Source organism: Streptomyces turgidiscabies Car8, assembly GCF_000331005.1.
GTDB lineage: Bacteria > Actinomycetota > Actinomycetes > Streptomycetales > Streptomycetaceae > Streptomyces > Streptomyces turgidiscabies.
Genome location: NZ_AEJB01000615.1, coordinates 1 through 11,398 on the forward strand (window position 1 = coordinate 1; position 11,398 = coordinate 11,398).

10 protein-coding genes and 1 pseudogene are annotated in these 11,398 nt (G+C 70.5%); 3 read left to right on the forward strand and 8 right to left on the reverse strand.

Annotation, left to right across the window (positions count from 1 at the left end; translation table 11 throughout):
• Positions 1–25 precede the first annotated feature (25 nt).
• The 7 genes from STRTUCAR8_RS42605 to pgsA form a co-directional block, all read right to left on the reverse strand.
• Positions 26–778: a YebC/PmpR family DNA-binding transcriptional regulator gene (locus tag STRTUCAR8_RS42605; protein WP_006382643.1), complete on the reverse strand. Its 753-nt coding sequence runs from the start codon at positions 776–778 to the stop codon at positions 26–28.
• A gap of 48 nt (positions 779–826) precedes the next feature.
• Positions 827–1,459: a pyridoxal 5'-phosphate synthase glutaminase subunit PdxT gene (gene pdxT / locus STRTUCAR8_RS42610; protein ID WP_006382646.1), complete on the reverse strand. Its 633-nt coding sequence runs from the start codon at positions 1,457–1,459 to the stop codon at positions 827–829.
• A 14-nt stretch (positions 1,460–1,473) separates the two neighbouring features.
• Positions 1,474–2,322 (reverse strand): pyridoxal 5'-phosphate synthase lyase subunit PdxS, encoded by an 849-nt coding sequence (pdxS, locus tag STRTUCAR8_RS42615; protein WP_234372744.1) that lies wholly within the window; start codon positions 2,320–2,322, stop codon positions 1,474–1,476.
• 302 nt (positions 2,323–2,624) lie between these two features.
• Complete coding sequence (locus STRTUCAR8_RS42620; protein WP_006382639.1) at positions 2,625–3,170, reverse strand: LemA family protein; 546 nt, start codon at positions 3,168–3,170, stop codon at positions 2,625–2,627.
• 59 nt (positions 3,171–3,229) lie between these two features.
• Positions 3,230–4,396, reverse strand: coding sequence for a glycosyltransferase family 4 protein (locus tag STRTUCAR8_RS42625; protein ID WP_006382647.1), 1,167 nt, complete (start codon positions 4,394–4,396; stop codon positions 3,230–3,232).
• A complete protein-coding gene (locus STRTUCAR8_RS42630) occupies positions 4,393–5,340 on the reverse strand; it encodes a phosphatidylinositol mannoside acyltransferase (protein WP_006382638.1) in 948 nt (315 codons plus the stop codon). The genes STRTUCAR8_RS42625 and STRTUCAR8_RS42630 overlap by 4 nt, the downstream gene beginning before the upstream one ends.
• On the reverse strand, positions 5,337–6,071 hold the full coding sequence (gene pgsA, locus STRTUCAR8_RS42635) for a phosphatidylinositol phosphate synthase (RefSeq protein WP_063139059.1): 735 nt from the start codon (positions 6,069–6,071) through the stop codon (positions 5,337–5,339). Before pgsA ends, STRTUCAR8_RS42630 begins: the two co-directional genes overlap by 4 nt.
• Positions 6,072–6,336: 265 nt before the next feature.
• Here pgsA and STRTUCAR8_RS42640 point away from each other — a divergent pair, with 265 nt between their 5' ends.
• Together STRTUCAR8_RS42640 and STRTUCAR8_RS42645 are read left to right on the forward strand one after the other, a co-directional pair.
• Positions 6,337–8,535: an elongation factor G-like protein EF-G2 gene (locus tag STRTUCAR8_RS42640; protein ID WP_006382641.1), complete on the forward strand. Its 2,199-nt coding sequence runs from the start codon at positions 6,337–6,339 to the stop codon at positions 8,533–8,535.
• A 219-nt stretch (positions 8,536–8,754) separates the two neighbouring features.
• The gene (locus STRTUCAR8_RS42645) at positions 8,755–10,422 is read left to right on the forward strand and encodes a hypothetical protein (RefSeq protein WP_006382637.1); all 1,668 of its coding nucleotides are present in this window, start codon (positions 8,755–8,757) and stop codon (positions 10,420–10,422) included.
• A 95-nt stretch (positions 10,423–10,517) separates the two neighbouring features.
• Here the strand turns inward: STRTUCAR8_RS42645 and STRTUCAR8_RS42650 are convergent, their stop codons facing one another.
• On the reverse strand, positions 10,518–11,093 hold the full coding sequence (locus STRTUCAR8_RS42650; RefSeq protein ID WP_044473854.1) for an HIT family protein: 576 nt from the start codon (positions 11,091–11,093) through the stop codon (positions 10,518–10,520).
• An 82-nt stretch (positions 11,094–11,175) separates the two neighbouring features.
• Here STRTUCAR8_RS42650 and STRTUCAR8_RS53755 point away from each other — a divergent pair.
• A pseudogene (locus tag STRTUCAR8_RS53755) lies at positions 11,176–11,398 on the forward strand (potassium channel family protein); the annotation flags it as partial.

Consider the following 11,398-nt stretch of genomic DNA (forward strand, 5'->3'; position numbering starts at 1 on the left):
CCCTCGACGGGCTCTCGCGGCAGTGCTACGCGTCGACCTTCTCCATGACCTCGTCGCTGACATCGAAGTTGGCGAAGACGTTCTGCACGTCGTCGCTGTCCTCCAGGGCGTCGATCAGCTTGAAGATCTTCCTGGCGCCGTCCTCGTCCAGCTCGACCTGCATGGTCGGGACGAAGTTGGCGTCGGCGGAGTCGTAGTCGATGCCGCCTTCCTGGAGCGCGGTGCGCACCGCGACCAGGTCGGTGGCCTCGGAGATGACCTCGAAGGACTCACCGAGGTCGTTGACCTCCTCGGCGCCGGCTTCCAGGACGGCACCCAGGACGTCGTCCTCGGTCAGCTCACCCTTGGGGACGACGATGACGCCCTTGCGGTTGAAGAGGTACGAGACGGAGCCGGGGTCGGCCATGTTGCCGCCGTTGCGGGTCATGGCGACGCGGACGTCCGAGGCGGCGCGGTTGCGGTTGTCGGTGAGGCACTCGATGAGCACCGCGACACCGTTGGGGCCGTAACCCTCGTACATGATCGTCTCGTAGTCGGCGCCACCGGCTTCGAGGCCGGCGCCGCGCTTGACAGCGGAGTCGATGTTCTTGTTCGGGACCGAGCTCTTCTTGGCCTTCTGGATGGCGTCGAACAGCGTCGGGTTGCCGGACACATCAGCGCCGCCCGTGCGTGCCGCGACCTCGATGTTTTTGATCATCTTCGCGAAGAGCTTGCCGCGCTTGGCGTCGATCACGGCCTTCTTGTGCTTCGTCGTAGCCCATTTAGAGTGGCCGGACATCTGCCTGTCTCCTTCGCGTAACCCAACTCTGTACGAACCCCAGAGATCCTACAAGGACTCCGCCGTACGGTCCGCTCCCACCGCGCGTCCCATGTGGGCCCGCACCATGTCGACGAAGAGTGAGTGCACGCGGTGGTCGCCGGTCAGTTCCGGGTGGAACGACGTGGCGAGGGCGTTGCCCTGGCGTACGGCGACGATGTGACCGGCGTGCTCGGCGAGCACCTCCGCCTCGGCGCCCACGGACTCGACCCAGGGGGCACGGATGAAAACGCCCTCCACAGGATCGCCCTCGACGCCCGTCACGTCGACGGCCGCTTCGAAGGACTCGTTCTGGCGTCCGAAAGCGTTGCGGCGCACGATCATGTCGATACCGCCGACGGTCTCCTGGCCCGAGCGCGGGTCGAGGATCTTGTCGGCGAGCATGATCATGCCGGCGCAGGTGCCGTAGACGGGCATTCCGGCGCGCACGCGCGCGCGGAGGGGCTCCATCACGCCGAAGAGGACGGCCAGCTTGGAGATGGTGGTGGACTCACCGCCGGGGATGATCAGGCCGTCCACCTCGGCGAGTTCCTCGGGGCGCCGCACCGGCCTGGCCAGGGCGTCGGCCTCGGCCAGGGCGATGAGGTGCTCCTGTACATCGCCCTGGAGGGCCAGGACACCGATGACGGGGGTGTCGTACATGGGGGACATGAGGGCTACCAGCCCCGGTTCGCGTAGCGCTCGGCCTCGGGTAGCGTGTCGCAGTTGATGCCGACCATGGCCTCGCCGAGGTTGCGGGACGCGTCCGCGATGATCTTCGGGTCGTCGTAGAAGGTGGTCGCCTTCACGATGGCGGCGGCGCGCTTGGCGGGGTCGCCGGACTTGAAGATGCCGGAGCCGACGAAGACGCCCTCGGCGCCCAGCTGACGCATGAGCGCGGCGTCCGCGGGGGTCGCCACACCGCCGGCGGAGAACAGCACGACCGGCAGCTTGCCGAGGTCGGCGACCTCCTGGACGAGCTCGTACGGGGCACGCAGGTCCTTGGCGGCGGCGTACAGCTCGTTGTTGTCGTAGCCGCGCAGGCGGGCGATCTCGTTCTTGATCTGCCGCAGGTGGCGGACGGCCTCGACGACGTTGCCGGTGCCGGCCTCGCCCTTGGAACGGATCATCGCCGCGCCCTCGGCGATACGGCGCAGGGCCTCTCCGAGGTTGGTGGCGCCGCAGACGAAGGGGGTGGTGAAGGCCCACTTGTCGGAGTGGTTGACCTCGTCGGCCGGGGTCAGCACCTCGGACTCGTCGATGTAGTCGACGCCGAGGGACTGCAGGACCTGGGCCTCGACGAAGTGGCCGATGCGGGACTTCGCCATGACCGGGATGGACACGGCCTCGATGATGCCCTCGATCATGTCCGGGTCGGACATACGGGCCACGCCGCCGTCCTTGCGGATGTCCGCCGGAACACGCTCCAGGGCCATGACGGCGACGGCGCCGGCGTCCTCGGCGATCTTGGCCTGCTCGGCGTTGACCACGTCCATGATCACACCGCCCTTGAGCTGCTCGGCCATGCCGCGCTTCACGCGGGCGGTGCCGGTCTCGGGCGTCTGGGCGGAGTTGGAGAGCGTGCTGGACACGGTTTGACCTCACTCGGTGAAAGAGGGCTGCTGCGGTATTGAGGAAACGCGAGAGCAGCAGGCCACTGCAAGGGCCAATGGGGAGCCGGTGGATCGTTTTCGCCCCCGCCGCCCCGCTTACAGCCCGTCCGGCGCTTGCGGACGAGGCCCCTTCAGGGCCGGAGCGGGGGTCTGGGGGCGCAGCCCCCGGGGAGAGGATGGGACGGGTTGGGGCGGCGGGGGGCGAGGACTCAGCCTTATGCCGGCGCGCGTTCCGCCAGTGCCGTCGGTGGCTCGTCGTCCATTTCGAACGCCAGGGGGAACGGAGCGTGCCCCGCCAGCCGGAACCACCGCACCTTCCGGTGCCTGCGCAGCGCCCGCGCCGCCCGCACCGCGTCGTTGTGGAACCGCCGCGCCATCGGCACCCGGATCACCGACTCGGTCAGCTCACCCGCCGCGGCCTCCCCACCGGGGACCTCGCGTACCGCCTCGACCTGCCCCGCCTCCGCGAAGACGGCCCGCAGCGCCTGGCTCAGCTCGCTCTCGGCGACCTCCCGCTGCTCCTCCTCGGCCTGCCGCGCGGCGTGCGCCGCCTCGTAGAGCACGATCGACGCGGCGGGATCGAGGACGCCCGACGTCGCCAGCTCCTGGGCGACGGAAGCCCGGCGCAGCAGCTGCGCGTCGAGGCCGGCGCGGGTGGCGTCGATGCGTGCGTGCAGGCGGTCGAGCCGCCCGGCGGTCCAGCTCAGGTAGAGGCCGATCACGGCGAGCCCGACAAGGATCCAGATGAGGGTTGCGGTCACGGGCGGCAAGGCTACCGTTCACCGACGCCGCTCCCGCGTACCCCTGTCGGCTGCCCCGGTCAGTCCCTGGCCAGCCCCAGCCGCGCCCGCAGCCCCGTCGCCGTCCGCTCGTCCGCCGCGACCGCTGTCGTACCGTCCGTCACCGTCTCGTAGACCGACAGGATGTCCGCCCCGACCGTCGCCCAGTCGAACCGCCGCACATGGGCACTGCCCCGCTCCCGCAGCTCGTCCCGGCGGCCGGGGTCGCCCAGGAGCCGGACGGCCGCGTCGGCCAGGGCGTCCGCGTCCCCGTTCGTGAACAGTTCGCCCGCCGCTCCGTGGTCCAGGACCTGGGCGAAGGCGTCGAGGTCCGAGGCCAGGACCGGTGCACCCGCCGACAGCGCCTCGACCAGGATGATCCCGAAGCTCTCCCCGCCGGTGTTGGGGGCGATGTACACGTCCACGCTGCGCAGCAGCCGCGCCTTGTCCTCGTCGCTGACCATGCCCAGGAACTCGACCCGCGAGCGCATCTCCGGGGGCAGGCCCTCCAGCGCCTCCTCCTCGTCGCCCTTGCCCGCGACCAGCAGCCTGGTCGTCGGACGTGCGTCGAGGATCTTCGGGAGCGCCTTCATCAGGACCGGCAGGCCCTTGCGGGGTTCGTTGATACGGCCGATGAAGCCGATCGTGCCGCCCTGCCACTCGGGCTTCGGCTTGGCACCGGCGAAGGAGTCGACGTCGACTCCGTTCGGGATGACGACCGCGTCGCCGCCCAGGTGTTCGACCAGGGTGCGCCGGGCGTACTCGCTCACCGCGATCCGGGCGCTGATCTTCTCCAGGGCGGCCTGGAGGATCGAGTACGCGGCGATCATGGCCCGGGAGCGCGGGTTCGAGGTGTGGAAGGTGGCCACGATCGGGCCCTGGGCCGCCCAGCAGGCCAGCAGGCCCAGCGAGGGCGAGGCCGGCTCATGGATGTGGATCACGTCGAACTCGCCGTCGTGAAGCCACCGCCGCACCCTTGCCGCCGACAGGAAGCCGAAGTTCAGCCGGGCCACCGAGCCGTTGTACGGCACCGGGACAGCGCGGCCGGCCGACACGACGTACGGCGGGAGGGGGGTGTCGTCGTCGGCGGGGGCGAGGACGGACACGTCGTGGCCCAGGCGGATGAAGTACTCGGCCAGGTCTCGGATGTGGAACTGGACGCCGCCCGGTACGTCCCAGGAGTACGGGCAGACGATGCCGATCTTCACGGGGTGCCCTCCCCCGGGCTCTTCCCCGGGCTGTTCTCCGGGTCCTTCGCGGGGTCGAGATCCGCGAGCCACAGCCGCTGCAGCATGTGCCAGTCCTCCGGGTGATCGGCGATTCCCGTGGCGAAGGCATCGGCCAGCGCCTGTGTCATGACAGACGTCTTCTCCGCCTTCGTACCTGTCTCGGGTACCTCGATCGGGGGATGGACACGGCCGCGCATGATCGGCGAGTCGTCGTACCACAGGGTCACGGGGAGCAGGAGTGCGCCGGTCTGCTGGGCCAGCAGGGCCGGACCGGCCGGCATCCGGGCCGCGTCGCCGAAGAACTTCACCTCGACGCCCGAGGCGGACAGGTCCCGGTCGGCGACCAGGCAGACCAGGCCGCCGTCCCGCAGCCGCCGTGCCAGGGTGCCGAACGCGGTGCCGCCGCTGTGCGGCAGCACCTCCATGCCCAGGCCCTCGCGATAGGCGACGAACCGGTCGTAGAGCGTCTCCGGCTTCAGGCGTTCGGCGACCGTCGTGAACCGCGTCTGCAGCTTGGTGGTGACCCAGGCACCGGCCAGGTCCCAGTTGCCCAGGTGCGGAAGCGCGAGGATCACGCCCCGGCCCGAGGCCAGACCGTCGGTCAGGTGGTGCAGGTCCTTCGCGTCGAAGCCCGTACTCACCCGCTCAGGGCTCCACGTCGGCAGGCGGAAGGACTCCATCCAGTAGCGCAGGTACGAACGCATGCCCGCGCGCGACAGTTCGGCCAGGCGCTGCGGGCTCGCGTCGGGCACCACGCGCGCGTAGTTCGATTCCAGCCGTCGTACGCGCTCTCCGCGCCGTTTCCAGGCGAGGTCGGCGATGGTCCGGCCGAGCCGGTCGGCGACGGGCTCCGGGAGCTTCTTGACCGCGCTCCAGCCCGCCGCGTAAGCACCGTCCGTGAGCCGCCCCCGCAGGTCGCTCACGACGCCGTCCCGCTGCTCTGGGCGGGGTTCTCGCTCGCGGCCGCGGCGTCCGCCTCCGCGGCCTCCCGGCGGACCGTGACGACGCGCTGGATCAGCGTGACCAGGCTGCCGACGGCGACGATCCACAGGGCGACCGGCAGCAGGTACTGGATGCCGGGCACCCCGAACTTGTGCATGCCCGCGAGACCGGCCGCGACCAGCGAGACCACCAGGCGTTCGGCGCGCTCCACCAGGCCGTTGACGGCGACCGGCAGACCGATCGACTCGCCGCGCGCCTTGGTGTACGAGACCACCTGGCCGCTGGTCAGACAGAAGATCGAGACCGCGCACAGGACGTTGTCGTCACCACCGCCCGCGTACCAGAGGGCGAAACCGCCGAAGATCGCGCCGTCGGCCACCCGGTCGAGGGTGGAGTCCAGGAAGGCGCCCCAGCGGCTGGAACGGCCCAGCTGGCGTGCCATGTTGCCGTCGACGAGGTCCGAGAACACGAAGAGCGTGATGACGATCGTGCCCCAGAAGAGCTCTCCCCTGGGATAGAAGACCAGCGCGCCCGCGATCACTCCGGCGGTGCCGAGGAGCGTGACCGTGTCGGGACTGACGCCCCGGCGGATGAGAAACGCGGCGAACGGTGTGAGGACACGCGTGAAGAATGCACGCGCGTACTTGTTCAGCATGGCCTTCCCGAGGGTCGGTGTCGCCGTGCGGCCCCTACTGGCCACCGGCTGGCCCATCGTAGCCACGCGCGCGCATGTGCGACGGTCGGGCACCCGCGCCCCCGTGTCACGGCCTGACGGCATCCGGGTCACGGCGGGATGTCGGCAGGCCGGATCTCCCGCCGCGCGCGGGACCCGTCCGCGCGATCGCGTCCGTCGTATGGACGCGTCGTGACACGAGTGCAAAGCTCGAAAGCACCGCGGGCGCCATCGGAGCCGCCGCAAACGCGGATTCGGCACGTCCGCGCCCACAGTGACCTCACCGTGCACGGGAGGCAGGACCATGGGCGACAAGGCGAACGCACACCCCGGAGCCGCCGGCAGGGCTACGGCGGCCGACCACCCCGCGTCCGTACGGAATGTGGTGCTGGTCGGCCACTCCGGATCGGGCAAGACGACTCTGGTGGAGGCTCTCGCGCTGACCGCGGGGGCGGTCAACCGGGCGGGCCGCGTGGAGGACGGCGGCACCGTCTCCGACTACGACGAGATCGAGCACCGGCAGCACCGCTCGGTACAGCTCTCGCTGGTACCCGTCGAATGGGGCGGATACAAGATCAATATTCTGGACACTCCCGGATACGCCGACTTTGTCGGGGAGCTCAGGGCCGGTCTGCGCGCGGCGGACGCGGCCCTTTTCGTCGTCTCGGCCTCGGACGGGGTGGACGGCTCGACTCGGATGGTGTGGGAGGAGTGCGCGGCTGTCGGTATGCCGCGGGCCATCGTCGTCACGCATCTGGAGTCCGCGCGCGCGGACTTCGACGCCATGACGCGGACCTGCGCGGAGGCCTTCGGCGCGGACGACCCCGACGCCGTACTGCCGCTCTATCTGCCGCTGCACGGCGCGCCGGGGCCGGACGGGCACGCGCCCGTGACCGGACTGACCGGGCTGCTGTCGCAGAAGCTGTTCGACTACTCCTCCGGGGAGCGCGAGGAGTCCGAACCGGGCCCCGACCAGCTCCCTGGCCTTGAGGAGGCCCGCAACCGGCTCATCGAGGGGATCATCGCGGAGAGCGAGGACGAGACCCTCATGGACCGCTATCTGGGCGGCGAGGAGATCGACGTCAAGACCCTGGTCGACGACCTGGAACGCGCCGTCGCGCGCGGGACCTTCTTTCCCGTTCTCGCCGCCGCCCCCGCCGCCGAGGGCGCCCGGCAGGGCCTGGGCACGGTGGAGCTGCTGGAGCTGGTCACCGGGGGCTTCCCGACCCCCCTGGAGCGCGCGGCGCCCGGGGTCACCACGGTGGACGGCCGCCCGCGCGAGCTGAAGCCCTGCGATCCGGACGGCCCGCTGGTCGCGGAGGTCGTGAAGACGGCCAGCGACCCCTACGTGGGCCGGGTGTCACTCGTCCGCGTCTTCTCCGGCACCCTGCGGCCCGACGAGACGGTCCACGTCTCCGGGCACGGCCTCGCCGACCGAGGGCACGAAGACCACGACGTGGACGAACGCGTCGGCGCCCTGTCCGCGCCCTTCGGCAAACAGCAGCGCACGCTCACGCACTGCATCGCGGGCGACCTGGCCTGTGTGGCGAAGCTGAACCGGGCGGAGACCGGCGACACCCTCTCCGCGAAGGACGACCCGCTGCTGATGGAACCGTGGGTGATGCCCGACCCGCTGCTGCCGCTCGCCATCCAGGCACACAGCAAGGCGGACGAGGACAAGCTCTCGCAGGGCCTCGGCCGGCTCGTCGCCGAGGATCCCACCATGCGGCTCGAACACAACCAGGACACCCATCAGGTGGTCCTGTGGTGCCTGGGCGAGGCCCACGCGGACGTCGCTCTGGAGCGGCTGCGCAACCGGTACGGCGTCCAGGTCGACGTCGTACCGCACAGGGTCTCCCTGCGGGAGACGTTCGGCGGGCGGTCGGCGGGGCGCGGACGGCACGTCAAGCAGTCCGGCGGACACGGGCAGTTCGCGATCTGCGCGATCGAGGTGGAGCCGCTGCCGGGCGGCTCGGGCATCGAGTTCGTCGACAAGGTCGTCGGAGGCGCCGTGCCCAGGCAGTTCATCCCGTCCGTGGAGAAGGGCGTACGGGCCCAGGCCGTCAAGGGGGTCGCCGCCGGCTATCCGCTCATCGACGTACGGATCACCCTGCTCGACGGCAAGGCGCACTCGGTGGACTCCTCCGACGCCGCGTTCCAGACCGCCGGCGCGCTCGCACTGCGCGAGGCCGCCGCCGACGTGAAGATCCATCTCCTCGAACCCGTGGCCGAGGTGACGGTGCTCGTCGGCGACGACTACGTGGGCTCCGTGATGAGCGACCTGTCCGGGCGGCGCGGCCGGGTCGTCGGCACCGAGCAGGCGGGCGGCGGCCGGACCCTCGTACGCGCCGAGGTGCCCGAGATCGAGATCGACCGGTACGCCGTCGATCTGCGCTCCCTGTCGCACGGCACCGCCCGCTTCGACCGCAGGTACGCGCGGCACGAACCGATGCCGCCGCAGATCGCCGAGAAGGTCCGTGAACAGGCGGAGGGCGCCGCTTAGTTGGCGGCCGGTACCCGGCAATTGGCCTTCGCGGAACGCTTTCCTCCGCATCGGCGGACGGCTTGTGCCGTCCGCCGCCCAATTGTCGGTGGCTGCGGATACGCTGATCACCTGATCAAGTTGTGACTCGATCAACGTGATGACCTGTTCAACAGGTGTGCGGAGCACGGAAGTCGGGAAAGGCCGCAGAAGCGGGTACGGCGGCGAGGGGGCGGCACAGTGGCGGACGACGGTTTCGATTTCAGTCCCGGGGCGCAGGTGCCCCTGTCGGGCTCCGCGGGCCAGACGGCGGCGACCTTCGCGCTGGCCTCGGCGGCCTACCGGGAGGACGACGAGGTCACCAAGATCCTGGAAGCCGACAACGAGTGGCACCAGTCGACGGTCAAGCCGCCCCGGGGCGCCCTGGGGAAGATCTTCCGGCCCAAGCTCGGTGAGGCCTTCTCCCGCGCGGTGATCGACCGCATGCTGGGCGCCGGCCGCAAGCCGCTCATCCAGTCCTTCGGCACCGAACCCCAGGTCGTCGTCGAGCACGCCCTCGCGGCCCACCGCATCCGGCGCGACCGCGACAACTGGCTCTCCGCGGTGATGGTGCTGTGCGGGGTGCTCTTCCTCCCCGGACTCCTGCTGTGGCTGCTGGTCTTCGTCGGCCGCGCGAACGTCGCCAAGCGCGCGGACAAGCGGGCCTCCGCGCTCGCCACCACCCTGCTGGTCGCCGTGGGCGCCTTCGCCGTGATCTTCCTGGTCAAGATGCCGTTCACCGGCTTCTGGGCCTGGTACGCCCGCGCGTGCGTCGTGCTGCCGGTCGTCGGCTGGCTGTGGGCCAAGCAGATCTGCGAGCGCACCGCGCAGGACCTCCGCGACCGCTGGGCCGCCCTGCTGGCCGGTGGTGGCGTCGGCGCGAAGATCCCCGAGGCGGTCCCCGGCAGCCCCGGCGAGACCGCCGCCGAACACCTGCGCAAGGAACTGGCCCGGCTCAGCGCCGAGCAGCAGTCCAACTCCGTCTTCTACGCCGGACCCAAGGGCATACTCGGCATGGGCACCCGGTGGGGCAGCTGGCAGCTCGCCGAGGAACTGGTCCCCCGGGACGCGGGCAAGGAGATCCACCCCTTCCGCAGCTGGGACGTCATACGTTCGATCCACGACAAGCTGCGCATGCTGGAGCGCGGGCCCCTCAACACCGGCGGGTTCACCAAGCCGACCCTGAAGCACTGGATCGTCACCCCCGTCGGCGAGGGCGCCAAGGAGGTCTCCCGGCCCAGCGGCACGGACGTGGACGCGTACCAGATCAAGAACCACGCGATACAGGACATCTGCAACAAGCAGCAGTTCGGCAGCGGTCAGCGGCACTACCTCGGGGTCCAGTGGACCCTCTGGGACGGCCAGTTGATCATCACGATGCTCATCACGGTGACCGTGCTGCACGAGACCCTGCGCATCGAGGTGACCGGGCACGCGCTCGGTCCGGTGCACTCCCTCTTCACCAGCAAGCCCGCGGCCAAGGAGAAGGAGGTCCAGAAGTCGGTCAGGTTCTGGGAGACCCGTAAGGTCAAGCTGCCCCTGGTCGACGCGGACGAGGTCGTACGGCTCGCCGCGCGGGCTCCCCTCACCTGGTACCCCCCGCTGCTGAACTGGCTGGGCGGCTCACTGGCTCTGCCGGAACCGTTCGGACTGCGCCACTCGTGGGCGGACCAGCCGTGGCGCCACCGCTTCATGGCCGACGACGCGCTGCGGGCGGCCACCCCGGTGCTGCGGGTCGTGCACGCGGCGGCGATCAAGGTCCTGGAGGAGAACGGCGCGGACACCGAGAAGTTCGGCAACCGGTCGTCGTTCCTCAGTACGGCGGTGCAGGACCCGATGCCGCGCAAGGCGGACGTCTACGACGCGTAGGCCTCCGGCGGTTGGGCGGTGGCGGGTCGGTCGGGGTGGGCGTCACTGGGGGCTGCCGCCCCCAGGCCCCCGCTTCGGCCTGATCGGCCTCGTCCTCAAACGCCGGACGGGCTATTGGGAGGCCATGCTTCCGACAACATCTTCCTCGTGTCGCCCAGCAACTGGGGCAGCACCTTCGTGTGGCCCACCACCGGCATGAAGTTGGTGTCGCCGCCCCAGCGCGGGACGATGTGCTGGTGCAGGTGGGCCGCGATGCCCGCGCCCGCCACCGTGCCCTGGTTCATCCCGATGTTGAACCCGTGCGCCCCGGACGCCCTGCGCAGGGCCGTCATCGCCTGCTTGGTCAGCTCGGCCAGCTCGGCGGTCTCGGATTCCGTCAGGTCCGTGTAGTCGGCGACATGCCGGTACGGCACGACCATCAGATGGCCGCCCGTGTACGGGTACAGGTTCAGCACCGCGTAGACCTGCTCGCCGCGCCGGAGGATGAGGCCGTCCTCGTCCGACTTCGCCGGGATCGAGCAGAAGGGACAGCCGTCGTCGGCCCCCGGACCGGTCGGCTTGTTCTCGCCCTGGATGTACGCCATCCGGTGAGGCGTCCACAGGCGCTGAAACGCGTCCTGCGTCCCGACTCCGATCTGCTGCTCCGGCTCACTCGTCATGCCATGCAGCATATTGCTTCGCCCATATGGAGCGTGTCGCCGGGGCACGCACCGAGGCACCCGCCGAGATCCCGCTCGGGGCGGCGTCACCGCTGCCGTGCTGCTGGCCGCCTGGGCGGTTTTCGCGCTCGACTACGTGGCGCGCTGGCGGCTCGGCGGGGAGGGCGCCCGGTTCGTACACACACTGGCTGGACACCCTCGTCCTGCTGCTGCACCCGCCGCGTGTCGTCCGGGTGTACGAGGCCGTACCGCACCGGCGTGGTAGGCCCCGGTTCGCGTTGCACGCCCGTGTGATCGTGTACGCCGGTCTGTCGGTG